Consider the following 26,114-nt stretch of genomic DNA (forward strand, 5'->3'; position numbering starts at 1 on the left):
GGATATGATATCAGTGCAGATACTACATTTACCATTGGAACAGATGGCAAGATCAGCAAATCAGGAACAACTGCAAAAGTCAGCGATGATGGAATCCTTCTGGTAGAAGATAACATGCTGAAAGGCGCGTCTGTAGCAGTAACTAAGAAGCTTGTTTATAATAACATGGCACTTGGTGCTGTTGACCAGACATTCCATGTTGCACTGTATGGCGATGAAGCCTGCACGAAGAGACTGACAGATGTAAAAGAAATTGTATTCAAAAATGCATCAGTATCAACTGTAAACTTCACAAATCTGGAAATCGGCAGAAAGTACTATGTAGCTGAATGTACAGCAGATGGTACGGCACAGTCTTCCGGAACACTTGCAGACGGAACTGTTTACATGGCGAACTTTACAGATGGAAATACAGTAACAGTAAATGAAGCGAACGGTACGAAGACAGTTTACTTTAACAATGAATTCCTGACAGTTCCGGATGGATTCTATAAGGAAGGTAAACTGAATGTTACCAAGAAACTTCTGGGTGCAGATGGAAACGCAAAAAATTCTGACGAAGTATTCTACGCAGGAATCTTTGATGACAAGGATCACAAGATACTGTCCACACATACATCTGAAAATGTCATTCCGCTGGATCTGGCAGATGGCTCAGAAACAAGCTATACTGTAAATGTCAGCGTGGCAAAAGATGCACCGTGTGTACTTTATGTAGTAGAAACTGATGAAAATGGTACCCCTGTAGAGGGAGCAGAAGATTTTGAGTATGAAGTAAGTTACAGTGGAGATTCTGTAACAGTAAATGACTCAAATATGAATGCTTCTGTAACGATCACAAATAAGGAAAAACCAGCAGAGAAAGATAAAGACAAGAAAGATGAAGACACAAAGAAGACAACAACCACAACGACCAATGCAACAACTTCCACAAATGTGAAGACAGGTGATAATACACCAATTGCTCTGTATGTGGTAATTCTGCTGGCAGCCGCAGCAATCGTGGCATTCATTTTCATATTCAGAAAGAAAAGTAAAAAAGACAATAAATAAGCAATAAAACAGACCCGGAGGCGATAAGCCTCCGGGCCTGTTTTTTGCGCTTACTGCAATCTTCTGCGCAATGTTTCCTGATTAAGAGCGTATTTCAGGGCAGTCTCTTTGGTGATGCGTCCTTTTTTATACAGTTCAAGAAGGCTGTGGTCCATAGAACGCATCTGATCCTGAGATGCAGAAGAAATGACTCCTTCAATCTGAAAAATCTTATTATCCCTGATCATGTTTCGGATTGCAGGGGTAAGCTTCATAACCTCGAAGACTGGTATATTACGACCGTCAACGTCCGGGATCAGCTGCTGCGAAATGACGGCCTGCAATACCATGGAGAGCTGGATGGCAATCTGGCGCTGCTGTGAAGGTTCAAAAACATCCATAATACGGCTGATGGTATTTGCGGCACCGAGAGTGTGGAGACTGGATAACACCAGGTGTCCTGTCTCGGCAGCTGTCATGGCAGTCTGAATTGTTTCGTAATCACGCATTTCACCAAGAAGAATAACATCAGGACTCTGTCGCAGAGTGGCACGAAGGGAAGTCAGATAACTGTCAGTATCTGTGCAGATCTCACGCTGGCTGACGATGCATCGGTCATGCCTGTGAAGATATTCAAGTGGATCTTCCAGAGTGATGATATGCCCTTCCCGTGAATGGTTGATACGGTCGATGAGACATGCCATGGTAGTGGATTTACCACTGCCTGCAGAACCTGTCACAAGAACCATGCCTCTTGTAAAATCAGCAATATCCATGACATCGTCAGGAATGGAAAGCTCCGCAGGGTCCGGCAGCTGGAATGCGATCACACGGATAACAGCGGCCAGAGAACCTCTCTGTTTATAAGCATTGATACGAAATCTGGACAAACCAGGTATAGAAAAGGAAAAGTCATCATCACCGTGAGTATGCAGTCTGCTGATATCACGGTCATTTGCAAATTTATAAATCGTCTGCAGAATTTCTTCTGTCTGTTCCGGCATCAGGTGGTCTCCATAGTTAGAAAGATGGCCATCGGTTTTGATCACCAGCGGGCGTCCGGCAATAATAAAAATGTCAGAAGCATGCTCATTGGCTGCTTTTGTGAGAAAATCAAGTGTATCCTGTTGGGTCATGACAATTATTCCTCCTGTTTTGGATTATATACAGACTGGCTGGTATCTGGATTCCAGTCAGCGGTAATCACTGTTTTCCATTGTAAAATTTTGATTAGTTTTTTATCGGCAGAAGTCTGTGGATACAGAATCTGCATTCGGATGAGAAGACTCTGTGTATCCGAAAACGGATGCGACAGAATCAGGATGTCATCTGAAGAATCATCAAAAGCAAGCTCCTCAAATTCTGAAGAAAGATTACCGGCAAGTTTCAGAAACTCATCTTTGTCAGAGGTCTGAGTATGATATGACTGAAGGACTTCCTGGATTTCGACTACGGTATCGGCTGCTTCTTTGCAGGCGTTGTAATACTGTTCTGTCTGTTCCATGGAAAGTCTGGCTGAATTCAGTTCAGAACGTGAACTTCCAAGGGTGAGCAGTGAAAAAACAGCCATACAGAGTACTGCAAAAATGAGAAACAGTGAAGGGATGCCTGTAGACGCAAAAAATGTGTGTCTGCGATTCATGAAGAAGCCTCCTTTCTGTCAGAAGAAATTGTCGGAAATGCAAGTTCTGTCTGATAAAATTCTGTTTCTTTTTTTTCATGAACAGAATAAAAAGTGAGAGTTCCTTCTTTTATCATTGCATCTGTTGAAAGAATAAGAGTCATTTTGTGGGAAGCTTTTTCAGAAGAACAGATTTCCCAGTTTTTATCATAATACCAGATCAAAGTACTGGAATTCTGCGTGCTTCCGGACAGAAATTTAGAAACACTGTCAGGTGTTCCGTCAGTCCCTTCAAGAATCTCGCCGACAGATGTAGTAAGTGACTGAATATGCCTCCAGTCTACGGCTTTTGCGTGGTTCTGGCTGGCTGCGGCAAAAATCCTGATACAGGCAACGCTGGACAACGAGAGGAAAAGCAGTACCATGATCATTTCTATAAGAAAGAGGCTGTTTTTGGAATGAGTATATAATTTTTTCATTTAATCAGCCTCCTGATCTGCGGCGGTGCTGTGCAGGTAAAATTCATCTGTATCTCCAGCCGTGTTAGTAAGAGTAATCCGAAAAAAACTGTTTTTGTTTTCTACTGCCTGAAAATCTTTGAGTTCTGCTATAGTGGTTCCGGCATTAGCAGATACTGCAGAATTTTCTGAAGTAAAAAGTTCTTTCAGAGAAGTACCGTTGAGATAAATATAGGTAATATAATTCTGACCATCAATGGAATCACGGAAACACAGCGCCGGAATTCCCTCCAGCTCACCGGTAAAAATACTGTCAGCAGAGTCGTGCTGTCGGAACTTTGTGGTAATATAAGCAGAAGCAGTACCAAGTGAAAGTTCAGTGTCAGTATTGCTGACCTGATTCTGATAAACCTTTGCAGAAAAAAGTAATATCAAAAGAAGAAAAAGTGTAAACAGCCCAAAAAGCACCAGCGAAAACAGGGAGGCTATGGAATGCTTCTGTATCGTTTTTTTCATGAGGCGGCCTCCTTTCTGAGACTGAAAGAATCAGAAAGAGGTATCACGCTGATCGATGGGAGAAGATTGCTTCCATTGGGCATGTATTCCACTACAAAATGGCTGTGGTCGTAAGTAATGTGATAATCTTCAAGAAGCTCATTGAGGCTTTGCGGATACTGACCGCTGAGAGCATATGTCCGTATGGCACCCTGCTCCAGTGCCTGCTCCAGTGCCTGCTGTTCTTTGGCAAGAGTTTCGTCTGAAGTGAGATTCAGTCCTAGAAAAAATATCAGCCCAACTGATACAAGAAACAGTACCGGAAAAAGAACCATCATATTACGCAGAAATTTTTTTCTGTGACTTTCAAATAATTCCATTATTGCCACCTCACATTGCGATATCTGAAAGGATTCCAAGTAAAGGCATCATGACAGCCAGAAGAACCAGACCTACCAGAAGGGACAGCAGGATCACGATCGTAGGTTCAACGACTGAAATAGTCTGAGAGATGAGATCAAGAGATTTTTCCTGATATTTTTCAGAAAGGCGGCCGAGAGCCTCATCTGAAGTACCTGACTGAAATGAAACAGAAATCATCCGCCCCTCCATACCTGCAAAAAGTCCGGATTCAGTCAGAGCATGGGAAAAAGGTACTCCCTCTTCAATAAGAGTGGAAGCTTTTTGCAGAAGTTCAAGAACAAGCGGATGAGAAACCATTTCTGAAGCAAGGGAAAGACTTGTCTCAGCTGAAAGTCCGCTCCGGAGTCCGAGAGAAAGTCCCTGTGTCATCCGGCTGTAATCCATGGAAACAGGAATATCCCTTAAACCGGGAAGCCGGTATACGAAAGCAGTCAGCATATGGCGGCCACGTGTGTTCAGACAGAAAAACAGAACTGCCAGAATGAGGAGCGCCGTCAGAATAAGAAAAACAGTTGAATATCGACTGATAACATTACCTGCATTGAGAAGCCCGCGGGAAAAACCATTCATATCCATTCCCATCTGCAGAAAAACCTGACGAAAAACAGGAAGAACTTTTACCAGAAGAACAACTATGACAACTCCCATCATTCCGAGCATGATGAGTGGGTAAGTGACTGCGTTTCTGATCTGGTCGGAAATTTCCTGCTCCCGGTCGTAATGCTCAGAAAGACTGGTAAGTATTTCATCCAGACAGCCGGTTTCTTCTCCGGTTTTCAGATATGCACTTACAGAAGCGGGAAAGCATTCGGCATCTGTACAGGCCTGGGAGAAAGAACCTGTTTTTTCTATATTATCAGTAAGCAGGGTAAGAACCTGCCTGTCAGTATCTGTAGTACTTTCGTCCAGCAGAATATGTAAACTTTCTGAGACGGATATTCCGGAATGAACAAGCATTCCCATCTGCCCGAAGAAATTGCTGAGTTCACGGGCGGTAAGTCTGTATTTCATAAAAAATCTCCTTTGCCATTAACGTGTAAACTGTACGGTATAATTATCTGCATCACCTATGTAATCCTGGATTGCTTCTTTGTCTTCTTCGCTGTCGCTGTCAGCAGATGCAAAAGTGGGATCCATGAGAGACCAGCTGTCGCCTTTGAATGAGATGGCATTGTCTATCCATCCTTTTGAACGGATATAAACATCAATCCAGGCATGTTTGATATCGCCGGCATATCCAATCTGGAGTTTGCATGGAATATCACAGCTTCGCAGCATGGCGGTTGCCAGAGCTGCATAATCAAAGCAGATGCCTGTCCCTGAAGTCAGGGTTTCATCTACATCAGGAAGATAGCCGGTCTGAACAGTGTCCGCTTTTTCGTAATCATAGGTAAGATTTTCTGTAACGTAATTGTATATCAGTTCCAGTGCCTTTACATCAGTAGTATCCTCTGTGACCATGGAAAGTGCCAGAGTGCTGGCTTTGCTTGCGGGAGTAAAATTCACATACTGATTCGGATAAAGAAAAGGAAGAAAATCGTTTTTCAGTGTTACAGTTATTGTTTCGCAGTACAGGGCCGCATACTGGTCGCCACTGATCTGCTGATAACCTGTGACTGTATAATCACCGTTTCCTTCAGTAAAAGGAATAACTGCCTGTTCGTCAGGGCTGATAAAATAAGAATACTGAATTCCTGTAGGGGCTGTCATCTGAATACTGGTCGTGGAATCAGATGAATCAGATGCGGCAATGAAATATCCCTGATCTGTGTTGGAAATGTCGAGAATCAGGGGTGAAGTGCCTACTGTAGCTTTTCCGGAGGCTTCGGGAACAAGTACCTGAAGCGGAGAGTAGACCGGAGGTTCATCACTTTTGGTACTGGAAGAACCGCCCCCGCATCCGCTAAGGACTGTGCACAGAATGAAAACGTATATTATTATGGCAGGGAGACGGATAAATGATGTGTTTTTCATAAAAACCGCTCCTTGTGGTTGTTGTAAACCGGTGAGATTTAAAACTCTCATTCAGTATAGCAGATTATGAAGAAAAAAAGAACAGGACGTACAGAAAAAATGTTACTACTCACTCCGTTCACAGTATTACCTGTAGTTACAGAAAAATTAAAAATACTACAATAAAATTAAAAATACAATAAAATATTAAGAAAAGATGTTGACACAGCGTGGACAGAAACATATAATATGGATATGGGCAAACCAGTTGAAAGACTGGGACGCAAAGCCAAGGGTCTAAGGTCATGAGACTATGACAGCCGGTTGCCGCATTAAATTCTGATTTAGTGACGTATTTTATGGAACAGTAATTGTAAAACAGAATCTATATGTATGAGCAGCCGTTTAATTATTATTTCAGTAATTAGACGGTTTTTTTATTCAATATGATGATTTTACAGGAAAACTGATTTTATGAAGTGCGTCCATTTTCTGAAAGGTGTGAATTAATATGAAAAGAAAAATGGACCTCAAATCGTTCCTTCTTAAAAAGAAAGTTGCAGCAGGCTGTGTTGCAGTAGCTGCAGTGCTTACGTTCGGAAGTATCTCAATGGTATGGCAGTCATCGCCGGATGTACCGGAACTTACTACTTACACAGATCCGGAGATTGAGACAACACTTACAGGTGATGATACACCGCTTGCTTCCAAACCGAAGGTAACAACTAAGACTACTTCCAAGACAAAGACAACCAAGAAAAAAGTCAAACTGAAAAAAGCAGCGAAGAAGTCTTACACAAAGAAACTTCCAACAAAGAAAAAAACAAAAACAAAAACGGCAAAGAAAAATAAGACAACAACAGTAAAGACTCAGACAACGGTAAAAACACAGACAACTGAGAAGTTTAAAAAGAAATCCAAAAAGAAACTTGTTACAAAGAAAGTGACAACAACTGTTAAGACTACAACAACTGTTGTAGCACCGGTTGTACAGAACAGCCAGCAGGAAGAACAGGAAATTGACGTATCAGCAGGCGGCTCTTCAGCAGCACAGTCCAAATATACTGTCAGTGATGTTGCTTCCATTGCACCGAAGATGGATAAGAGAGTACTGGAAGCGTATAAAAAGATGGGATTCAAAGTAGTAGTAGATCCGTTTGTTGCTTATTCAGGACATTTTGATGCAAGAACAAGAACAATCACTCTTCAGGAAGCTGATGATACGATCTACCATGAACTTGGACATTTTCTTGCATTTATCGCAGGCAATGTAGATCAGAGTTCATCATTTGCTTCTGTTTATAACAGTGAGAAATCTAAGTTTACCGGTTACAACAAAGCATATGCAACTCAGAATGCAGCTGAGTATTTTGCGGAATCTGTAAGAGATTATGTTGAGAACCCTGAACTTCTCAGCAGTCAGAGAAACGCTACATACAATGCGATCGAACAGGCTCTGAATACAGTCACAACTTCAAGAGTTGACATGATCCTGAAAGCTTATGGAGCAATCTGGAATTAATAAATTACATACAGGACCGTCCGGAGTGATCCGGGCGGTTTTTTGCTTTATAGACTGTATAAAAATATATACAGCATAAAAAAATCTTTCCAATTACAGGAAGGACTGTTATAATGAAAAAGATGTATCAACAGTCAGCAAAAGGAGGAGAACTCAATGTTAAAGGGAAAGACAGTTCTTCTGGGAGTTACCGGAAGTATTGCTGCATACAAAATTGCATATCTTGCAAGTGCTCTTAATAAACTTCATGCGCAGGTGCATGTACTTATGACGCAGAATGCTACGAATTTTATTAATCCTATAACTTTTGAATCTCTTACAGGAAATAAATGTCTGGTAGATACTTTTGACAGAAACTTCCAGTTTCAGGTAGAGCATGTGTCTATAGCGAAACAGGCAGATGTGGTGATGATAGCACCTGCCAGTGCGAATGTGATTGGCAAGCTTGCCCATGGAATAGCAGATGATATGCTGACTACTACAGTTATGGCATGCAAATGTAAGAAAATCATTTCACCGGCCATGAATACCAATATGTATGAAAATCCTGTATTACAGGACAACCTCGGGATCCTGAAGCATTATGGGTATGAGGTGATCGAGCCTGCCAGCGGATATCTGGCATGCGGAGATGTTGGAGCAGGCAAAATGCCGGAACCGGAACTGCTTCTGGAGTATATTCTCAGGGAGATTGCCTGTAAAAAAGATCTGGAAGGCCGCAGGATTCTGGTGACGGCCGGACCTACACAGGAAGCAATAGATCCTGTCAGATATATCACCAATCATTCATCAGGAAAGATGGGATATGCAATCGCCAGAGATGCCATGCTCAGAGGTGCAGATGTAACGCTTGTCAGCGGTCCGTGTGCTATTGAACCGCCTCCGTTTGTAAAAGTAGTTCCTGTAGTATCTGCGAAAGATATGTATGATGCAGTGACTTCAGTCAGTTTTGAACAGGATATTATTATCAAGGCAGCAGCAGTGGCAGATTATCGTCCGGCTGTTGTTTATGATGAAAAAGTTAAGAAAAAAGACAATCAGATGTCCATAGAACTGGAAAGAACAGATGACATTCTCCGGTATCTGGGAGAAAATAAAACTCCGGGACAGTTTTTGTGCGGTTTCTCTATGGAAACCCAGAATATGATAGGTAATTCCAGGGCGAAGCTTCAGAAGAAAAATCTGGATATGGTGGCAGCCAATAACCTTAAGGTGGCAGGAGCCGGCTTCCAGGGAGATACTAATGTGCTTACCCTGATTACTCAGGATGAAGACGTGTCACTTCAGCTTATGAGCAAAGAGGACGCAGCCCATATCATCCTGGATAAGATCCTTTCTATAATGAAAGAAAGGGGAATGTAACCCGTACACCAGGAAGCGGGCAAATAAAAAAGAATAATAGAAGTCCGCTGTTCCGCACCGTATTGTATCCCAAAGGGAACGATAACAAGGAGGAAAAACATGAAAACCAAAAAATTTACAACAACGCAACTGACAATGCTCGGACTGATGGCAGGTGTGCTTCTGCTTATGGCTTACACACCACTGGGGTATCTGAATATCGGACCACTGGCGATTTCTTTTAACGTGATCCCTGTTGCTATCTGTGCAGTAGTTCTTGGACCTGTAGGTGGTGCTGTTGCCGGAGCAATATTCGGCCTTACAAGCTTTTTGCAGTGTATAGGCGTTGGCGGTACAAGTGCCATGGGTGCAATGCTTTTCAGCATTAATCCGGTTCTTGCATTTATCCAGAGATTCGTACCGAGACTTCTGGACGGAATCTGTCTTGGATTTATTTACAGAGGAATGCGTAAGAAAACAAATGTATATGTATCATGCGCAGTTACCGGATTCTTTTCCGCATTTTTAAATACATTATTTTTTATGACTGCACTGGTTGGAATGTTTGGAAATACTGAATATGTACAGGGACTGATCGGAGGAAGAAATGTCATTCTGTTCTGCTGTGCATTCGTCGGTATCAATGCAGTCTGCGAAATGCTTTCATCAACAATTATCACAGGAGCAGTAGGAGCTGCACTTTCAAAAGCTCATCTGATTCCGGCATCACAGATGGTCGCAGATAAAGATGTTAAAGTAAATGCAGCATCATAAAAGACAGGAAGAAAACGTATGATCTTAGCAATTGATATTGGAAACACCAACATTGTGGTTGGCTGTATAGATAAGGAAAAAATATATTTTACAGAAAGAGTGGCTACAGTACGTACCAAGACAGAACTGGAATATGCAATAGATATCAAAACAATTCTTGATATTTATCATATCAGCCGTTCTGATATTGACGGTGCGATCATTTCTTCAGTTGTTCCGCAGATTACAAATGCAGCCAAACTTGCTGTACACAAGATTCTTCACAAAGATGCAATGGTTCTTGGCCCCGGGATCCGTACAGGATTAAATATCATGCTGGATAACCCCGGCGAAATGGGCGCTGACCGGGTAGCGGATGCAGTGGCAGCACTGGCACAGTATCCGGTACCGCTTGTTATTGTGGACATGGGTACTGCAACTACAGTATCTGTCCTGGATGATAAGAAACGTTATATTGGAGGTATGATCATGCCGGGAGTAAGAATCTCTCTGGATGCTCTTACTTCCCGGGCTTCACAGTTGAGCGGAATCAGCATTGAAGAGCCGAAACGTATTATCGGTAAAAATACTGTTGACTGTATGAAGAGTGGGATTCTTTATGGAAATGCAGCAGCTGTGGATGGTATCATTGACAGGATCGAAGAAGAACTTGGACAGAAGGTTACAGTGATCGCCACAGGCGGTATGTCCAAAAAAATCATACCGCACTGCAAAAGAAAGATGATCCTTGACGGAGATCTCCTTCTGAAAGGTCTTCAGATCATTTACGAAAAGAATCGCAAAGATCACCCGGCACAGGAGCGGTAATACACATCTGTTTTCCTGTAAGGGGATGACGGAAATCAAGCTGATAAGAATGCAGCGGCTGACGACTGAAGCGGTCGTAAACAGGATTATACAGATAATCAGCAGGAAGTGGATGACCGATATAACCCATATGGATTCGGATCTGATGTGTCCTTCCTGTTTCGAGATGAAGCTCCAGCAGAGAATAATTGTCAGATATAGCAAGACGCTGAAAGTGGGTGACGGCTGATTCACCGTGATCAAAATCAACCTGACGTTCCATTACGGAACCGTCTTTTCTCCCGATGGGGGCAGAGACGGTTCCTTTTTTTGGCGCAATTCCCTGGACGATGGCAAGATATGTCCGACGGATTTCGCGGTTACGCATCTGTGCGGAAAGAATTGCGGCACTGAGGGCGTTTTTGGCAAGGATCAGTGCTCCGGAAGTGTCACGGTCAAGACGGTTGATACAGCGAAATGGACAGATCAGATTCCGGGAGCGGAAATAAGATTCTACTCCGTTTGCAAGCGTATTCTCATAATTCCCGATAGATGGATGTACCGGAAGGTTGGAAGCTTTGTTCAGAACAAGAATGTCTTCATCTTCGTAGAGAACAGAAAGTTCCATCTCTGCAGGGATAATGCCTTCACAGGAACCGGTCTCAAGAATCCGGACATGGAGAACATCACCGGTATGAAGAACAGTGTTTCCACCGGCTTTTTCGCCATTCAGAGTGAGAGCTTTTTTGTCCGGTTTCATAGAAGTGAGAATATGGCGTGAAAATCCTTTCGCCCGGAGAAAATGAAGGACAGTCATGCCGTCTTCACAGAGAGAAACTTTGTAGTCCAGAATTCGATCCATATTGATGCTCCTTTTTGCTGTGATCAGGGTGAATGGTAACAGTCTGGCTCAAAGGTTATCACAGCATTTTCGTGATGTCAATCTCTGCGGAAAAGATCACGGGTGTAGACTTTTTCCTGGACATCATCCAGACAGTTGTCATAACGGTTGGCAAGAATACACTGACTGAGTTCTTTGAATTTCCTGAGATCATTGACAACGCGGCTCCCGAAGAAAGTAGTACCATTTTCAAGGGTTGGTTCATAGATGATAACTGTGGCACCTTTGGCTTTGATACGTTTCATGACACCCTGGATGCTGCTCTGACGGAAGTTGTCGGAATTGCTTTTCATGGTAAGACGATATACACCGACAGTAACTGGCTTTTCCATATCAGAACTGTAGGAATTGTCTTCGCCGTAGCTGTAGTACCCGGCCATTTTGAGCACCCGGTCAGCAATAAAATCTTTTCTTGTACGGTTGCTTTCCACAATGGCACTCATCATATTCTGGGGAACATCATTATAGTTTGCAAGAAGCTGCTTGGTATCTTTTGGCAGACAGTAGCCGCCGTATCCGAAAGAAGGATTGTTGTAATGAGTTCCGATACGTGGATCCAGGCATACTCCCTGAATGATATCCTGCGTGTTAAGTCCTTTCATTTCTGCGTAAGTATCCAGTTCATTGAAATAAGATACTCGGAGGGCAAGGTAGGTGTTTGCAAACAGCTTGACAGCCTCTGCTTCTGTAAAGCCCATAAAAAGTGTATCTATGTTTTCTTTCAGTGCTCCCTCCTGAAGAAGCGCCGCAAACTGGCGGGAAGCCCGGACAAGATGTTCATCATCAGGATCCGTGGAGACGATAATTCTGCTTGGATAAAGATTATCGTAAAGCGCTTTGGATTCACGGAGAAATTCAGGACTGAAAATAATGTTTGAGGTATTGTATTTTTTACGGACATTTTCGGTGTAACCGACAGGTATGGTGGATTTTATAACCATAACAGCGCCAGGATTTACTTTCATAACCAGCTGGATAACAGCCTCTACAGCAGAAGTGTCGAAATAGTTTTTCTGACTGTCGTAGTTTGTAGGTGCGGCAATGATAACAAAATCTGCATCTCTGTAGGCGGCTTCACCATCCAGGGTTGCAGTGAGGTCGAGATCTTTTTCTTTAAGATATTTCTCGATATATTCATCCTGTATGGGAGATTTCCGCTGATTCAGCATTTTGACCTTTTCGGGTATGATATCAACGGCTGTTACATGATTGTGCTGTGCAAGCAGAGTCGCAATGGAAAGTCCGACGTAGCCGGTTCCTGCAACTGCGATATTAAGTGGAGAAGGCGAAGGCAGTCTGGAAGGAAGACCTGTACTCACAAAAACCTGATCCGGTTCAAAACCGAGAACTTCACAAAGCTGTTCCAGCTGGGAAATTGACGGAATGAAGTCTTCCTTTTCGAGCCTGGAAATAAGAGAACGGTTGATTCCTGTGGACTCGGACAGTTGTTTCTGCGTCATGCCAAGTGATTTACGGTGGCTGGCGACAAGCTGAGAAAGTTTTTTCTGGGATAATTTTTTCATATAAAAAATCCTTTTATGGCAAAAGTTATTTTAAATAATAAAATGACAATCCAAATACAAATAGAATATTTATTTATATTAAAACAAAAACAGATAAAAAACAAGAGAAAAATGAAGAAATGGTGTGGAAGATAAATAAGAAAGATGTTATTTAAAATAACAAAAAGAACGAAGAAAGAAATATAAATGTAAAATTATGTTTACAAAAAAAGGATATTTACTGGTATACTAAGACATAAAATATACAGCAGTCCAGAGGGAAGAGGAAACATGGGGAAAAAACTGAAAATCACAAGAAAAAGTAAGAAAATTATTCTGGGGATCTGCGTGACAGCTGCGCTTGCACTTGTTGTCGGGCTGTTTTCTTATATATATGTGGCAGATCATAACACGCTGGGGCGCAAAATTTCTGTTTACGGCCTTGATGTGTCGAAATTGACGGTACCGAAGGCAGAGCAGAAAATACTTAAATCATTCCAGAACCGTAAGGTGGTTTTTCAGGAAGACGGAGCGGAGGTTTATGAGACAACACTGGGAAATCTGGGATACAGCATCAATGCGGATGACCTGAGATCACAGCTGGAAGATCTTCGTAAGAAAAGAGCGGCAGACAGACATCTTCTCGCAACGCAGGAAGATTATAAGATACAGTATCAGCTGAATAAAGACGAAAACCAGGAAAAATCAGTACTTGTATCCGGGAATTTCGGGGATAAAGAACGGACTGCTTCTGTAGATGCAGCAGTTCAGTATGATGAAAAGCAGAAAAAATATGTAATGGTAAATGAAACACAGGGAAATATGATCGATGAGGCACGTCTTAAGGCGTATGTGGATCAGACCCTGGATTCTGTTTTTCAGACAGATCTTCTGGGAGACGATGTGACAGTTACCATGGGAACGGAAGTCTACCAGCTTCCGGTCAGTGCACAGTCAGAAGAAATGCAGAATAAACTTACAAATCTGAATGCCAGACTGGATACATACAGAAACATGACAGTCACTTATACATTTGGAAGCGAAACAGAAGTTCTGGATGGCAGTACGATTGATTCCTGGCTGAAAATAGATGGAGAAAATGTCAGCGTTGACCAGAATCAGGCGAAGGCATATGTGGAGAATCTTGCAACGAATTATAATACTATTTATGTGCCGAGAACTTTTCATACATCATATGGAAGTGATGTGACAGTGTCTGACAACGAATACGGATTTCAGATCGATCAGGAGGGAGAACTGAATCAGCTGCTCCAGGATCTGGAAACAGGAACACCGGTGACAAGGGATCCGGTATACAGTATAGCAGGAATGCAGCGGAACGGTCGTGATGATCTGGCAGGAAGTTACATTGAAGTCAGCCTAGATAACCAGCACCTGTGGCTGTACAAAGATGGTGCGCTGGTTACTGAGACAGACATTGTCAGCGGCGCACCGACACCGGAAAGAGAAACTATGAGAGGCGCATGGCCGATCGCATATAAGGCGAGTCCGTATACACTTACCAGTGACCAGTATGGATATAACACTACAGTTACTTACTGGATGCCGTTTGTATATGGTCAGGGTCTTCACGATGCAACGTGGCAGTCTTCTTTTGGCGGCAACAGGTATAAATCCGGAGCAGGCAGCCATGGATGCGTAAACCTTCCCAAAGATCAGGCGGCAATAATCTACAATGCCATTGACGGAGGATATCCGATCATCATATATTAAATACGTTGCTGTGAACAGTTACTTAAATACTAGCCGGCTCTTCATAAGGGAGCCGGTTTTATTGACTTTTATCAGGCAAAATTGTATAATAAAATAATGGCTGAAAGGGGGAAATTTATGACACATAAAACCGGTCTGGAAGATTATTTTGTGATTCGCAACAACAAAAAAATGCGATTTGGTTATACGACAGGTTCCTGTGCGGCAGCAGCTGCCTCAGGGGCGGCGCAGATTCTTCTGGGAGGCAGGGAGATAAAAGAAGTGTCACTGATGACCCCAAAAGGAATTCTTCTTCATCTGGAACTTGCAGATATAAGCAGAGAAGCGGATGCTGCTTCCTGTGCGGTAAAAAAAGATGCCGGAGATGATCCGGATACTACGGACGGAATTCTCATCTATGCGAGAGTTGAAAAGAACAGTGATATTACGGCACCCCGGATCACTGTTGACGGAGGTATCGGAGTCGGACGTGTGACAAAGCCGGGGCTTTCGCAAAAAGTAGGAGAAGCTGCAATTAATCCTGTTCCGCGCAAGATGATATATAAGGCAGTGGAAGAGGCAGCAGGTCAGTTTGATTATGAGGGAAAACTGAAAGTTACCATTTATGTACCTGAAGGAGAAGAAATCGCCAGAAAGACTTTTAATCCAAGACTTGGTATTCAGGGAGGAATTTCCATTCTCGGCACATCAGGAATTGTGGAACCAATGAGTGAAAAAGCGCTTATCCGCAGCATAGAAGTGGAAATGACCCAGCATGTGAGCCAGGGAGAAAAATATCTTCTTGTCACACCTGGAAATTACGGCGCTGATTATCTCAGGGAACATATGGAACTTCCTTTTGAAAAAAATATCAAATGCAGTAATTATGTAGGCGAAACGATAGATATGGCAGTGAATATGGGAGCGAAGGGAATCCTTTTTGTCTCTCATATAGGTAAGTTTGTAAAGGTTGCGGCTGGCATTATGAATACACATTCACACAGTGCTGACGGTCGTATGGAGGTCATTTGTTCCAATGCGATACGTGCCGGGGCTGGCATTGAGTGTGCAAGAGAGATCCTTGCATGTAACACGACAGATGAAGCACTGCATATTCTGGAGAAACACTGCATACTGCATGAAACAATGAAAGAAATTACAGACCGGATACAGTTTTATCTGGATCACAGGTCTTATGAACAGATTCTTCTGGGAGCAGTTGTCTTTTCAAATGAGTTTGGATACCTTGGACAGACACCGCATGCAGAAGAACTGATCACAAAAATTAATCAAGGAGTGAATTGACATGATACATTTTGTAGGCGCAGGACCGGGAGCACCGGATCTTATCACAGTAAGGGGAAAACAGTATCTGGAGGAGGCTGATGTGATCATTTATGCAGGGTCACTTGTAAATCCCCAGCTTCTGGAATACAGCAAAGATGTCTGCACGATTCATAACAGTGCGAAGATGACACTGGAAGAAGTAATTGCTGTTATGGAAAAAGCAGAAAAAGAAGGAAAGATGACAGTACGTCTCCATACAGGAGATCCCTGTATTTATGGAGCGATCAGAGAACAGATGGACATTCTTGATGAGAAAGGAATCGTATATGATTACTGCCCGGGTGTCAGCGCTTTCTGCGGTGCGGCAAGTGCACTGAATCTGGAATACACACTTCCGGATATCTCACAGAGCGTGATCATTACAAGAATGGAAGGACGTACCCCTGTTCCATCCAAAGAAAGTATCCAGTCTTTTGCAGCACATCAGGCAACTATGGTTGTTTTTCTCAGCACAGGTATGCTGGAAGAACTGAGCCGCAGACTGGTTGAGGGAGGATATAACGAGGATACACCGGCTGCGATTGTTTATAAGGCAACCTGGCCGGATGAAAAGAGCTTCGTCTGCACTGTAGGCACTCTGGCAAAAACAGCAGCTAAAAACAATATTACAAAAACAGCACTGATGATCATCGGGGATTCTGTTAAGGGTGCGCATTACGACCGCTCGAAACTCTATGATCCTGAATTTACCACAGAGTTCAGAAAAGCAACAAAGTAACAGTATGGAGGAATCTTCCATGAAAATATCCATGATCTGTTTTAGCATGACGGGAGCGGCAACTGCTGAAAAACTGAAACAGGGTCTTGAGAAACAGGGGAATGAAGTTTCATTGTTTTCAAAAAGCAAATATCTGGAAAATTCTGTTTCTGTAAGTACAGAACAGTGGGCAGGGGAAAGATTCTGCCTGGATGACGGACTGATCTTTGTGGGGGCATGTGGAATTGCAGTGAGAAGCATTGCTCCTTATGTTGCGAGCAAGAAAACAGATCCGGCTGTTCTGGTCATTGATGAATGCGGAAAGTATGTAATATCACTTTTATCCGGGCATCTGGGCGGCGCAAATGAGCTTGCCCAAAAAGCAGCAGATATTCTGGAAGGACAGGCAGTCATCACAACGGCAACAGATCTTCACAGCCGTTTTGCTGTGGATGTTTTTGCACGCAGGAATCACTGTGGGATTTTTTTTATGAAAGCTGCCAAAGAAGTTTCAGCTGCAATTCTTGCAGGTGAGACCGTTGGTTTTTACAGTGAGTTCCCGTGGAAGGGAAAACTTCCAGGGGGGCTTGTTGTGTGTGACAGTACAGGAAAAGACCGGGATGGAAATATACCAGAAACCGGGATTGTACTGACAGTACATACTTCATGTATGCCATTTGCCTCCACAGTACAGATTGTTCCGAACATCCTAACGCTTGGGATGGGATGTCGGAAAGATAAAGAATCTGAGGCTGTGAAGATCGCAGCAGAAGAATGTCTCAGCAGGGCAGATATCAGAAGAGAGGCAGTTGAAAAAATCGCCAGTATTTCGCTCAAGAAAAATGAGCAGGGACTTAAGCATCTGGCAGAAAATTGGCAGATTCCTTTTGAAACATATGAAGAAGAACAGCTTAGGGAAGTTGCAGGAGATTTTACTCCCTCTGCATTTGTAAAATCAATTACCGGAGTAGACAATGTCTGTGAGAGAAGCGCAGTGCTTGGCTCAGATAATGGAAAACTCCTCATAAAAAAAACCGGAGGAAACGGTGTGACAACAGCGCTTGCGATCCGGAAATGGGAGGTACGTTTTGAATAAAATATATGTAGTTGGAATTGGACCGGGAGGCTGTGACCAGATGACCGGAATTGCAATGAATGCACTGAAAGAAAGCGATACGATCATCGGTTATACAGTTTATGTTGACCTTGTAAAAGATACTTTTCCGGATAAAGAATTTCTTACAACACCGATGAAAAAAGAGGTAGACCGCTGTGTGCTTGCATTTGAGGAAGCCATGAAGGGTAAAAGGGTTTCCATGATTTGCAGCGGTGATGCAGGTGTTTACGGAATGGCAGGCCTTATGTATGAAGTAGGCACAAAGTATCCGGAAGTGGAACTGGAAATCGTGCCTGGTGTCACAGCGGCACTTGGCGGGGCAGCAGTTCTGGGAGCACCGCTTATCCATGATTTCTGTCTGATAAGCCTCAGTGATCTTCTCACTCCATGGGAAAAAATCGAAGCTAGACTTCTGGGTGCGTCACAGGCGGACTTTGTTATCTGCCTTTATAATCCGTCCAGCCGAAAACGCCATGATTATCTGCAGAAAGCATGTGATCTTATGATGCAGTATAAATCACCGGAGACAGTCTGCGGAACGGTATCCATGATCGGTCGTGAAGGCGAGGAATATCATGTAATGACATTGAAGGAACTCCGTGATACAGAAGTCGATATGTTTACAACTGTCTTTATCGGAAATTCCCAGACAAAAGAAATCAATGGCAAGATGGTGACACCACGGGGATACAGAGATGTATAAAGCAATTGTTTTTGCAGGAACAACAGAAGGATATGAGATCAGCCGTTTTCTGGCTGAACATAAGATCTATACTCTTGCCTGCGTTGCAACAGAATACGGAGCAAGGTCATTGAGTGAAAGCGAATTCCTTCACGTGAAGGCAGGACGTCTTACAGAAGAAGAAATGAAAAAACTATTTCAGGAGCAGAAGCCGGAGATGGTCCTTGATGGAACTCATCCTTACGCAAAGGAAGTGACGCTTAATATCAGAAGTGCTGCAGAAACAGAAGGAATCCGGTATATTCGTGTACTTCGTGGACAGGGCGAAAGACAGGAAGCCGTTTATGTGGATTCAGTGGAAGAGGCTGCTGAATTTCTGAAGAATACAGAAGGAAATGTCCTCCTTACAACAGGAAGCAAGGAACTGAAAGCCTTTACTTCTGTTGAGGATTACAGAGAGCGTTTTTATGCAAGAGTTCTGTCACTTCCATCTGTAGTGGAAACCTGCAGTTCTCTCGGATTTGAGGGGAAACATCTTATTGCGATGCAGGGACCGTTTTCGCAGGAAATGAATGAGGCGATACTGAGACAGTATCAGTGCAGATATCTGGTAACAAAAGATTCGGGCAAAGCAGGCGGATTTGAAGAAAAAATCCAGGCAGCCGAAAACTGTCAGGCAGTTTCTGTAATTATAGGGCGTCCGCTCAAAGAAGAGGGAGTTTCAGTGAGAGTGTGTAAACGTGAATTAATGGAGCGTTTTGGACTTGAAAGTCACCCTCACATAACATTACTTGGAATAGGAATGGGGAATCCGGATCTTCTGACCGTTCAGGGCAGGAAATGCCTTGAAGAAGCAGAACTGATCATAGGCGCCAGAAGGATGGCCGATTCTGTCAGCCTTCCTCATCATGATGTGTTTTATGAGTACAGAAGTCAGGAAATTCTGGATTATATTCAGGCGCATCCGGAATATTCCAGGATCGTGATAGCTTTGTCAGGAGATGTGGGATTTTACAGCGGAGCCCGTAAACTGAAAGAGCTTCTGGGAGAAAAAACAGAAATGATCTGTGGAATTTCCTCGGTTGTTTATTTTATGTCCAGGATTGGTCTTTCGTGGGATGACGCCAGAATCGTCAGTGCTCATGGTAAAAGCTGTAATCTGATATCGGAAATTTGCATGAATCATAAAGTGTTTGCCATTCTGGGACAGAAGGACAGCGTGGCGAAGCTGGCATCACACCTGACTGCATACGGAATGGGAGAGGTACTTCTTTATGTAGGCGAATATCTTTCTTACAAAAATGAGAAGATTTTTTCAGCGCAGGCAAAAAATCTGACAGAGTATGAAGGAGATCCTTTAAGTGTCCTTTGCACAGTAAATCCATCTGCCGAAAGTCAGCCGGCAACGCACGGACTTCCGGATGAAGCCTTTATAAGAGGCAAAGCACCTATGACAAAGACAGAAGTAAGGACAGTATCGCTGTCCAAACTGAGACTGAAGGAGGACTCCATCTGCTATGACATTGGTGCAGGAACGGGCTCTGTTTCTGTGGAGATGGCGCTCAGGGCATACAGAGGGCATGTATTTGCCATCGAAAAGAAAGAAGATGCGGCAGCTCTTCTGGAAGAAAACAAAAAGAAATTTGCACTGGAGCACATGCAGATCATACGTGGTACAGCACCGGAGGCACTCAGAGGACTTCCGATACCGACACATGCATTTATCGGAGGGTCTTCCGGAAATCTCAGAGAGATCGTGCATCTTCTTATGGAACAGAATCCATATGTCCGTATTGTGATCAACTGTATTACACTGGAAACAGTGGGTGAAGCACTGGAATGCATCAGGGAACTGAAAAAAGAGCAGGAAAGTGTGGACTGGGAGACAGAGGTAGTGCAGCTTGGCGTGGCAAGGTCAAAGGACATCGGACGTTATCATATGATGATGGGCGAAAATCCGATTTATATTATTACTATTCAGGCTCATGAGGAGAAAAACTTATGAAGACACCCAGGATCCTTCTGGCGGCAGGTGCCAGCGGAAGCGGAAAAACCCTGATCACCTGCGGACTTTTGCAGGCACTGGTAAACCGTGGAATAAAAACAGCTTCTTTTAAATGTGGTCCCGATTACATTGATCCTATGTTTCACAGCAGAGTGATTGGTACAAAATCCAGAAATCTGGATACTTTTTTTATGGAACCGGATATTACCCGTTATCTCCTTCAGAAAAATGCCAGAGACTGTGAGATTGCAGTTATGGAAGGCGTTATGGGGTATTATGATGGTGTGGCAGGGACTACCACAAGGGCAAGTGCCTATGATCTGGCTATGGTGACAGAAACGCCGGTGGTACTTATTGTGAACAGCAGAGGTATGAGTGTTTCGCTAGCAGCATATATCAAGGGTTTTCTTGAATACAAAGAAAACAGTGGAATACGTGGAGTGATTTTTAATCAGATGTCGCCTATGCTTTATCCGAGAATGAAAGAACTTGTGGAAAGTCAGCTGGGGATTTCTGTATTCGGTTATGTGCCGAAGGTGGAAGACTGTGTGATCGAGAGCCGTCATCTGGGACTTGTGCTTCCGGATGAGATTCCGGAACTTAAAGGCCGGCTGACGAAACTGGCAGATGTGCTGGAAAAAACGCTCGACATTGACGGAATCCTGAAACTTGCGAAGAGCGCACCGGAGATTTTGTCTGACAGAAGCCTGCCTGAAATAAACAGTGACTTTGGTTTCCGGCTTCCGGAACAGGTAAAGCTTGCAGTGGCATCAGATGAATCTTTCTGCTTTTTCTATGAAGACAATTTCAGACTTCTGCGGGAAATGGGTGCGGAACTTATACCTATTTCACCGATGAGGGATAAGAAACTTCCGGAGGATGCAGACGGAATTCTTCTCTATGGAGGATATCCGGAACTGAACGGCGAGTTACTTGAAATCAACTCCTCCATGCGGCAGTCTGTCAGGAAAAAAATAACAGAAGGACTTCCGTGTCTTGCAGAATGCGGAGGCTTTATGTATCTTCATGAACAGATGGAGGATATGAACGGCTCTGTACATGAGATGGCCGGTGTGATAAAGGGCAGGGCTTTCCGTACACCGAAACTTTCAAGATTCGGGTATGTGACTCTGACACAGCAGAAAGAGGTTCTGGGCAATAACTGTCTTGGAAATATTCCCGCCCATGAGTTTCACTATTTTGATTCGGAAAACTGTGGGGAAGCTTTTCTTGCTCAGAAACCTGAGAGCAGAAGAGCCTGGAAATGTATTCACGGAACGGACTCTGTGATGGCTGGTTTTCCACATCTTTATTATTACGGCTGCCCGGCAGTACCGAAGGCATTTCTCATGAAATGTCTTTCCTACAAAAAACAGCGGTGTTCCAGAGAACATCAGGAAGAGAGATAACATTGATGTATCATACGATCGCCCTGGCAGCAGGGTTTCTATTAGACCTTATATTCGGAGATCCAAGATGGCTCTATCATCCGGTCTGCTTTATCGGCAAACTGATCTCTGCACTGGAAAAGTTAATTCGTAAAGTATTCCCAAAAACACGGAAGGGTGAGCTTGCAGGCGGTTTTATGGAGACATTCCTGGTATGCTGCTTTTCTTTCGGGGTTTCAGCTGTGCTTTTATACCTGCTTTATCAGTATCAGCCCGTAGCCGGAGTGATACTGGAAACGTTCTGGTGTTATCAGCTGCTTGCAACACGTTCGCTGAAAGATGAGAGTATGAAAGTATATGACAGACTGAAAAACGGAACTCTTGAGGAGGCACGTTATGCAGTTTCCATGATCGTGGGAAGAGATACCGCAGAACTTACAGAAGAAGGCGTTACAAAGGCTGCGGTGGAGACCGTGGCGGAGAACAGTTCAGATGGTGTGATCGCCCCGATGATCTATATGGCAATTGGCGGAGCACCGCTGATGTTTCTTTATAAAGGCATCAATACCATGGATTCCATGCTGGGATACAAAAACGACAGGTATCTTTATTTTGGCAGATGCAGTGCAAAGCTTGATGATGTGGCAAATTATATCCCGGCAAGGATTTCCGGATGGCTTATGGCGCTGGCGGCTTTTGTCTGTGGCCTTGATGGCAAAAATGCCATTCGCATTTACAGGAGGGACAGAAGAAATCATGCAAGCCCCAATTCAGCTCAGACAGAGGCGGCAATGGCGGGAGCACTTGATGTGCAGCTTGCAGGTAATGCATATTATTTTGGAAAACTATATGAAAAACCTACAATTGGAGATTCTGTAAGAGCAGTTGAAGTTGAGGATATCCGGAAGGCAAACCGTCTGCTTTATGCGACAGCCATACTGGGCATCATCTTATGTCTGGCGATCCGCCTGGCAGTGACAGGGGTATGAGTTTGGAATATAGCATAAGTATAACGGCAGGAGGACAGAGATTATGACAAAACATAAACATGGCGGGGATATTTATTCGTATAAAGACTGTCTTGATTTTTCGGCAAACTGCAATCCGCTTGGAACACCGGAAAGCGTTCGGCAGGCAGTGTATGACAGTGTTGACAGACTGAAAGACTATCCTCAGGTTGGATATGCACCGCTGCGGAATGCGATCGCAGAGTATGAAGATGTTCTGCCGGAACATGTGATCTGCGGAAACGGAGCGGCAGAGCTGGTATTTTCTCTGTGTCAGGCTGTGAGACCACGTAAAGCACTGATACCTGTGCCGACTTTCGCAGAGTATGAGCAGGCACTTGAGAGTGTGGGGTGTCAGGTGGAACATGTGCTTCTGAGAGAAGAAGACGGATTTCAGATGCAGGAAAATTTTATTGACTGGCTTCACAAAGATCTGGATATGGTATTTCTCTGCAATCCGAATAACCCTACAGGAGTTCTTATAGACAGAGAATTTTTGTTTCGGATATTAAGAGTATGCAGAGAGATGGGAATTCTTCTTGTAGTAGATGAATGTTTCCTTGATTTTGTGGAGCAGGGAATGCGGTATACGTTGAAAGCGCAGCTTTCCAGATACCATAATCTTTTTATACTGAAAGCTTTTACAAAACGTTATGCAATGGCTGGTGTGCGTCTGGGATATGGAATTACAGAAAACACTGAACTGATCGAAAAGATGACACAGGTTACACAGCCATGGAATATTTCCGTGGTAGCGCAGGCGGCAGGTGTGGTGGCACTGAAAGAAACAGCATATGTTGAAAAGGGACGAAACCTGATCTTTGGGGAAAGTCCATGGCTGAAAGATGAACTTGGAAAGCTTGGGATGGAAGTTTATTCATCCAGGGCAAATTACATCTTTTTTAAAGGTCCGTCGGGGCTGTTTGAGGCAGCGGTGAAACAGAAGATACTGATCCGTGACTGTGGCAATTATCCGGGACTGAAGGCCGGATTTTACAGAATTGCAGTGCGTACACATGAAGAAAATGAACAGCTGATCAGAGGACTTAAGAGTGCACTGGAAGAAATGGCAGAGAATCATGCCAGAGAACTTCAGGAACAGTTGTGATACCGGAGGATAATGAAATGGCAAAAACGATCATGATACAGGGAACCATGTCAAATGCAGGCAAAAGCCTTCTGGCAGCCGGACTGTGCAGGATTTTTCATCAGGACGGATACAGGGTGGCTCCCTTTAAATCCCAGAATATGGCACTGAATTCTTTCATCACTTCAGAAGGCCTTGAAATGGGAAGGGCACAGGTAATGCAGGCAGAAGCAGCAGGGATAGAACCGTCTGTTCTTATGAACCCCATACTTCTGAAACCGACTAATGATGTGGGCTCACAGGTTATTGTAAACGGAGAAGTGATCGGAACCATGAGTGCCAGAGATTATTTCAGATATAAGAAAAAACTTGTTCCTGATATAATGAAGGCGTTTGATATGCTGGCAGAGCAGAATGATATCATTGTGATCGAGGGTGCGGGAAGTCCGGCCGAGATCAATCTCAAGACAGAAGATATCGTAAATATGGGCATGGCAAAGATGGCAAAGGCACCGGTGCTCCTTGTGGGAGATATTGACAGAGGCGGTGTGTTTGCGCAGCTTTACGGCACAGTAGAGCTTTTGGAAGAAGATGAGAAAGACATGGTAAAAGGCCTCATCATTAATAAGTTCAGGGGAGATAAGACAATCCTTGACCCGGGAGTTGCGATGCTGGAAGAAAAATGTAAAATTCCGGTGGTAGGAGTTGCTCCATATCTGGATATCCAGGTGGAGGATGAAGACAGCCTTACAGAACGGTTTGACAGACATCAGGAAATCGGAGTGATCGACATGGCAGTTATCCGTGTCCCGAGAATTTCAAACTTTACAGATTTTAACCCTCTGGAAAGTATTCCTGGAGTTTCTCTTCGTTACGTAAAACATCCTTCTGAACTTGGAAATCCGGATGTGATTTTCCTTCCTGGAACAAAGAATACAATGGAAGATCTTCACTGGCTGAGAGAGAGCGGAATGGAAACACTGATTCTTAAAGCTGCATCAAGAGGAACCTTTATATTCGGAATCTGCGGCGGATATCAGATGCTGGGAGAGACTTTAAGTGATCCATATGGAGTGGAAGCAGGTGGTTCCATTCGTGGAATGGGCCTTCTGCCTGTAGATACGGTATTTGCAGAAAAGAAGACAAGGACCCAGGTAACAGGAAGATTTCTGGAACTGAATAAAGAATTTGCGTTTCTTAAAAATGTGGAATTTACAGGCTATGAGATCCATATGGGTGAGAGCACCTGGAAAGATGGCGGTCATGCCAGTACCTTTACAAGGGATACTGTGACAGGCAGTGAAAAGACAGAAGGAACTTTTTATCATAATGTATGTGGAACCTATGTGCATGGGATTTTTGACAGAGAAGAAGTTGCACTTGGACTTGTACGTGCAGTTGGTGAGAAGAAAGGCATTGATGTTTCTGATATGGAAGGTGTTGATTTTGCTGCATTCAAGGAGACTCAGTATGATATTCTGGCAGCGGAATTACGGAAACATCTGGATATGAAAAAAATCTATGAAATTTTGGATGAGGGAATCTGATAAAGCTGATATGAGCAGTGATGAGGGAGAAGGAATACGGACAGATGAAAGTTGAACTTGAAAATGTAAAACCTATGGAAATAGAAAAACGTAGTTTTGAGATTATCACGGAAGAGCTGGGTGATACTCCGCTTGTGCCGGGGACAGAGCTTGTAGTGAAACGATGTATTCATACGAGTGCGGATTTTGACTATGCGGAAAACCTCTGCTTTTCCGAAAATGTTATCGAAAAGGCAATGGAGGCAATAAAAAACGGAGCCTGTATTGTAACAGATACACAGATGGCAAAAGCAGGGATAAATAAACGTGCACTTTCCCGATATGGTGGTGAAGTATACTGCTTTATGTCTGACGAAGATGTGGCAGAACTGGCGAAGAAACATGGAACCACAAGAGCAACGGCAAGTATGGATAAGGCTGCTTCTCTGGATCGTAAGCTGATCTTTGCAATCGGCAATGCGCCCACAGCACTTGTGCGTCTCTATGAACTGATCGAAGAGGACAGACTTGCTCCGGAACTGATCATAGGAGTTCCGGTCGGCTTTGTCAATGTAGTACAGTCAAAGGAGCTGATCATGACTGCAAATGTTCCGTACATTGTGGCGAAAGGCCGCAAAGGTGGAAGCAATATCGCAGCCTGTATCTGTAATGCACTACTGTACATGATTGACAACAGAAGAGACTGATGACTGCAAAAAACTGACAGATAAGATATT

General features: G+C 43.6%; 25 protein-coding genes and 1 riboswitch. Of the genes, 16 read left to right on the forward strand and 9 right to left on the reverse strand.

The genetic code is table 11. The features are described 5' to 3' along the window. The coding region (locus ACTNB8_RS06750) for a sortase B protein-sorting domain-containing protein (RefSeq protein ID WP_441053379.1) at positions 1-1,053 on the forward strand (1,053 nt) is incomplete at its 5' end. Between the two features lie 50 nt (positions 1,054-1,103). Here ACTNB8_RS06750 and ACTNB8_RS06755 read toward each other — a convergent pair. From ACTNB8_RS06755 to ACTNB8_RS06785, 7 genes are read right to left on the reverse strand one after another with little or no spacing between them, the layout of a single operon-like run. Next, positions 1,104-2,168 carry a type IV pilus twitching motility protein PilT gene (locus ACTNB8_RS06755; RefSeq protein ID WP_441053381.1) on the reverse strand — a complete coding sequence of 355 codons (1,065 nt, stop codon included), beginning with the start codon at positions 2,166-2,168 and terminating at the stop codon, positions 1,104-1,106. Positions 2,169-2,173: 5 nt separating this feature from the next. Continuing rightward, positions 2,174-2,674, reverse strand: a complete 501-nt coding sequence (locus ACTNB8_RS06760; protein ID WP_441053382.1) for a hypothetical protein — start codon at positions 2,672-2,674, stop codon at positions 2,174-2,176. Beyond that, positions 2,671-3,132 carry a hypothetical protein gene (locus ACTNB8_RS06765; protein WP_441053384.1) on the reverse strand — a complete coding sequence of 154 codons (462 nt, stop codon included), beginning with the start codon at positions 3,130-3,132 and terminating at the stop codon, positions 2,671-2,673. Before ACTNB8_RS06765 ends, ACTNB8_RS06760 begins: the two co-directional genes overlap by 4 nt. Continuing rightward, entirely contained in the window at positions 3,133-3,627 is a 495-nt protein-coding gene (locus ACTNB8_RS06770; RefSeq protein ID WP_441053386.1) for a DUF4860 domain-containing protein, read from the reverse strand. Continuing rightward, positions 3,624-3,986: a hypothetical protein gene (locus tag ACTNB8_RS06775; RefSeq protein WP_441053387.1), complete on the reverse strand. Its 363-nt coding sequence runs from the start codon at positions 3,984-3,986 to the stop codon at positions 3,624-3,626. Before ACTNB8_RS06775 ends, ACTNB8_RS06770 begins: the two co-directional genes overlap by 4 nt. A gap of 10 nt (positions 3,987-3,996) precedes the next feature. Continuing rightward, positions 3,997-5,040 carry a type II secretion system F family protein gene (locus tag ACTNB8_RS06780; RefSeq protein WP_441053388.1) on the reverse strand — a complete coding sequence of 348 codons (1,044 nt, stop codon included), beginning with the start codon at positions 5,038-5,040 and terminating at the stop codon, positions 3,997-3,999. Positions 5,041-5,058: 18 nt separating this feature from the next. After that, the gene (locus ACTNB8_RS06785) at positions 5,059-6,003 is read right to left on the reverse strand and encodes a transglutaminase-like domain-containing protein (protein WP_441053390.1); all 945 of its coding nucleotides are present in this window, start codon (positions 6,001-6,003) and stop codon (positions 5,059-5,061) included. Positions 6,004-6,230: 227 nt separating this feature from the next. Then, positions 6,231-6,314: riboswitch (cyclic di-GMP riboswitch) on the forward strand. Between the two features lie 179 nt (positions 6,315-6,493). On the opposite strand from ACTNB8_RS06785, the gene ACTNB8_RS06790 reads away from it, so the two are divergent. The 4 genes from ACTNB8_RS06790 (at position 6,494) to ACTNB8_RS06805 (ending at position 10,426) form a co-directional block, all read left to right on the forward strand. Then, a complete protein-coding gene (locus ACTNB8_RS06790) occupies positions 6,494-7,504 on the forward strand; it encodes an anthrax toxin lethal factor-related metalloendopeptidase (protein ID WP_441053392.1) in 1,011 nt (336 codons plus the stop codon). Between the two features lie 156 nt (positions 7,505-7,660). Continuing rightward, complete coding sequence (gene coaBC / locus ACTNB8_RS06795; RefSeq protein ID WP_441053393.1) at positions 7,661-8,866, forward strand: bifunctional phosphopantothenoylcysteine decarboxylase/phosphopantothenate--cysteine ligase CoaBC; 1,206 nt, start codon at positions 7,661-7,663, stop codon at positions 8,864-8,866. A gap of 99 nt (positions 8,867-8,965) precedes the next feature. Then, positions 8,966-9,619 carry an ECF transporter S component gene (locus ACTNB8_RS06800; RefSeq protein ID WP_441053395.1) on the forward strand — a complete coding sequence of 218 codons (654 nt, stop codon included), beginning with the start codon at positions 8,966-8,968 and terminating at the stop codon, positions 9,617-9,619. An 18-nt stretch (positions 9,620-9,637) separates the two neighbouring features. Further along, the gene (locus tag ACTNB8_RS06805; RefSeq protein ID WP_296155427.1) at positions 9,638-10,426 is read left to right on the forward strand and encodes a type III pantothenate kinase; all 789 of its coding nucleotides are present in this window, start codon (positions 9,638-9,640) and stop codon (positions 10,424-10,426) included. Here ACTNB8_RS06805 and ACTNB8_RS06810 read toward each other — a convergent pair. Both ACTNB8_RS06810 and ACTNB8_RS06815 read right to left on the reverse strand, forming a co-directional pair. Then, positions 10,380-11,267 carry an RluA family pseudouridine synthase gene (locus ACTNB8_RS06810; RefSeq protein ID WP_441053397.1) on the reverse strand — a complete coding sequence of 296 codons (888 nt, stop codon included), beginning with the start codon at positions 11,265-11,267 and terminating at the stop codon, positions 10,380-10,382. The two genes, ACTNB8_RS06805 and ACTNB8_RS06810, sit on opposite strands and share 47 nt — an antisense overlap. Positions 11,268-11,344: 77 nt before the next feature. Then, positions 11,345-12,829 carry a nucleotide sugar dehydrogenase gene (locus ACTNB8_RS06815; RefSeq protein WP_441053399.1) on the reverse strand — a complete coding sequence of 495 codons (1,485 nt, stop codon included), beginning with the start codon at positions 12,827-12,829 and terminating at the stop codon, positions 11,345-11,347. Positions 12,830-13,099: 270 nt separating this feature from the next. Between ACTNB8_RS06815 and ACTNB8_RS06820 the strand changes: the two genes are divergently transcribed. The 11 genes from ACTNB8_RS06820 to ACTNB8_RS06870 all read left to right on the forward strand — a co-directional run bounded on the left by ACTNB8_RS06820 (position 13,100) and on the right by ACTNB8_RS06870 (position 26,084). Then, entirely contained in the window at positions 13,100-14,542 is a 1,443-nt protein-coding gene (locus tag ACTNB8_RS06820) for a L,D-transpeptidase family protein (protein WP_441053401.1), read from the forward strand. A gap of 117 nt (positions 14,543-14,659) precedes the next feature. Further along, positions 14,660-15,826: a cobalt-precorrin-5B (C(1))-methyltransferase CbiD gene (gene cbiD, locus ACTNB8_RS06825; protein WP_441053403.1), complete on the forward strand. Its 1,167-nt coding sequence runs from the start codon at positions 14,660-14,662 to the stop codon at positions 15,824-15,826. A gap of 1 nt (position 15,827) precedes the next feature. Further along, complete coding sequence (gene cobM, locus ACTNB8_RS06830) at positions 15,828-16,586, forward strand: precorrin-4 C(11)-methyltransferase (RefSeq protein ID WP_441053405.1); 759 nt, start codon at positions 15,828-15,830, stop codon at positions 16,584-16,586. Positions 16,587-16,605: 19 nt separating this feature from the next. Continuing rightward, positions 16,606-17,661: a cobalt-precorrin 5A hydrolase gene (locus tag ACTNB8_RS06835; RefSeq protein ID WP_441053407.1), complete on the forward strand. Its 1,056-nt coding sequence runs from the start codon at positions 16,606-16,608 to the stop codon at positions 17,659-17,661. Continuing rightward, positions 17,654-18,385, forward strand: coding sequence for a precorrin-3B C(17)-methyltransferase (gene cobJ, locus ACTNB8_RS06840; RefSeq protein WP_441053409.1), 732 nt, complete (start codon positions 17,654-17,656; stop codon positions 18,383-18,385). Before ACTNB8_RS06835 ends, cobJ begins: the two co-directional genes overlap by 8 nt. Further along, on the forward strand, positions 18,378-20,369 hold the full coding sequence (cobK, locus tag ACTNB8_RS06845) for a precorrin-6A reductase (RefSeq protein ID WP_441053411.1): 1,992 nt from the start codon (positions 18,378-18,380) through the stop codon (positions 20,367-20,369). The genes cobJ and cobK overlap by 8 nt, the downstream gene beginning before the upstream one ends. Beyond that, positions 20,366-21,778, forward strand: coding sequence for a cobyrinate a,c-diamide synthase (locus tag ACTNB8_RS06850; RefSeq protein WP_441053413.1), 1,413 nt, complete (start codon positions 20,366-20,368; stop codon positions 21,776-21,778). Before cobK ends, ACTNB8_RS06850 begins: the two co-directional genes overlap by 4 nt. A 5-nt stretch (positions 21,779-21,783) precedes the next feature. Next, a complete protein-coding gene (gene cbiB / locus ACTNB8_RS06855) occupies positions 21,784-22,746 on the forward strand; it encodes an adenosylcobinamide-phosphate synthase CbiB (RefSeq protein ID WP_441053415.1) in 963 nt (320 codons plus the stop codon). A gap of 43 nt (positions 22,747-22,789) precedes the next feature. After that, entirely contained in the window at positions 22,790-23,872 is a 1,083-nt protein-coding gene (locus ACTNB8_RS06860; protein WP_441053417.1) for a pyridoxal phosphate-dependent aminotransferase, read from the forward strand. A gap of 17 nt (positions 23,873-23,889) precedes the next feature. Then, the gene (locus ACTNB8_RS06865) at positions 23,890-25,398 is read left to right on the forward strand and encodes a cobyric acid synthase (RefSeq protein WP_441053418.1); all 1,509 of its coding nucleotides are present in this window, start codon (positions 23,890-23,892) and stop codon (positions 25,396-25,398) included. Between the two features lie 44 nt (positions 25,399-25,442). Further along, positions 25,443-26,084: a precorrin-8X methylmutase gene (locus ACTNB8_RS06870; RefSeq protein WP_441053420.1), complete on the forward strand. Its 642-nt coding sequence runs from the start codon at positions 25,443-25,445 to the stop codon at positions 26,082-26,084. The last annotated feature ends 30 nt before the right edge of the window (positions 26,085-26,114 follow it).

Source organism: Blautia sp. HCP28S3_G10, assembly GCF_052065235.1.
Lineage (GTDB): Bacteria > Bacillota > Clostridia > Lachnospirales > Lachnospiraceae > Blautia_A.

Excerpts from the sequence above, each read along its gene's own strand:
- ACTNB8_RS06755 (WP_441053381.1), bottom strand. The coding sequence starts at position 2,168 with ATGACCCAACAGGATACACTTGATTTTCTCACAAAAGCAGCCAATGAG.
- ACTNB8_RS06760 (WP_441053382.1), bottom strand. The coding sequence starts at position 2,674 with ATGAATCGCAGACACACATTTTTTGCGTCTACAGGCATCCCTTCACTG.
- ACTNB8_RS06765 (WP_441053384.1), bottom strand. The coding sequence starts at position 3,132 with ATGAAAAAATTATATACTCATTCCAAAAACAGCCTCTTTCTTATAGAA.
- ACTNB8_RS06770 (WP_441053386.1), bottom strand. The coding sequence starts at position 3,627 with ATGAAAAAAACGATACAGAAGCATTCCATAGCCTCCCTGTTTTCGCTG.
- ACTNB8_RS06775 (WP_441053387.1), bottom strand. The coding sequence starts at position 3,986 with ATGGAATTATTTGAAAGTCACAGAAAAAAATTTCTGCGTAATATGATG.
- ACTNB8_RS06780 (WP_441053388.1), bottom strand. The coding sequence starts at position 5,040 with ATGAAATACAGACTTACCGCCCGTGAACTCAGCAATTTCTTCGGGCAG.
- ACTNB8_RS06785 (WP_441053390.1), bottom strand. The coding sequence starts at position 6,003 with ATGAAAAACACATCATTTATCCGTCTCCCTGCCATAATAATATACGTT.
- ACTNB8_RS06790 (WP_441053392.1), top strand. The coding sequence starts at position 6,494 with ATGAAAAGAAAAATGGACCTCAAATCGTTCCTTCTTAAAAAGAAAGTT.
- coaBC (WP_441053393.1), top strand. The coding sequence starts at position 7,661 with ATGTTAAAGGGAAAGACAGTTCTTCTGGGAGTTACCGGAAGTATTGCT.
- ACTNB8_RS06800 (WP_441053395.1), top strand. The coding sequence starts at position 8,966 with ATGAAAACCAAAAAATTTACAACAACGCAACTGACAATGCTCGGACTG.
- ACTNB8_RS06805 (WP_296155427.1), top strand. The coding sequence starts at position 9,638 with ATGATCTTAGCAATTGATATTGGAAACACCAACATTGTGGTTGGCTGT.
- ACTNB8_RS06810 (WP_441053397.1), bottom strand. The coding sequence starts at position 11,267 with ATGGATCGAATTCTGGACTACAAAGTTTCTCTCTGTGAAGACGGCATG.
- ACTNB8_RS06815 (WP_441053399.1), bottom strand. The coding sequence starts at position 12,829 with ATGAAAAAATTATCCCAGAAAAAACTTTCTCAGCTTGTCGCCAGCCAC.
- ACTNB8_RS06820 (WP_441053401.1), top strand. The coding sequence starts at position 13,100 with ATGGGGAAAAAACTGAAAATCACAAGAAAAAGTAAGAAAATTATTCTG.
- cbiD (WP_441053403.1), top strand. The coding sequence starts at position 14,660 with ATGACACATAAAACCGGTCTGGAAGATTATTTTGTGATTCGCAACAAC.
- cobM (WP_441053405.1), top strand. The coding sequence starts at position 15,828 with ATGATACATTTTGTAGGCGCAGGACCGGGAGCACCGGATCTTATCACA.
- ACTNB8_RS06835 (WP_441053407.1), top strand. The coding sequence starts at position 16,606 with ATGAAAATATCCATGATCTGTTTTAGCATGACGGGAGCGGCAACTGCT.
- cobK (WP_441053411.1), top strand. The coding sequence starts at position 18,378 with ATGTATAAAGCAATTGTTTTTGCAGGAACAACAGAAGGATATGAGATC.
- ACTNB8_RS06850 (WP_441053413.1), top strand. The coding sequence starts at position 20,366 with ATGAAGACACCCAGGATCCTTCTGGCGGCAGGTGCCAGCGGAAGCGGA.
- cbiB (WP_441053415.1), top strand. The coding sequence starts at position 21,784 with ATGTATCATACGATCGCCCTGGCAGCAGGGTTTCTATTAGACCTTATA.
- ACTNB8_RS06860 (WP_441053417.1), top strand. The coding sequence starts at position 22,790 with ATGACAAAACATAAACATGGCGGGGATATTTATTCGTATAAAGACTGT.
- ACTNB8_RS06865 (WP_441053418.1), top strand. The coding sequence starts at position 23,890 with ATGGCAAAAACGATCATGATACAGGGAACCATGTCAAATGCAGGCAAA.
- ACTNB8_RS06870 (WP_441053420.1), top strand. The coding sequence starts at position 25,443 with ATGAAAGTTGAACTTGAAAATGTAAAACCTATGGAAATAGAAAAACGT.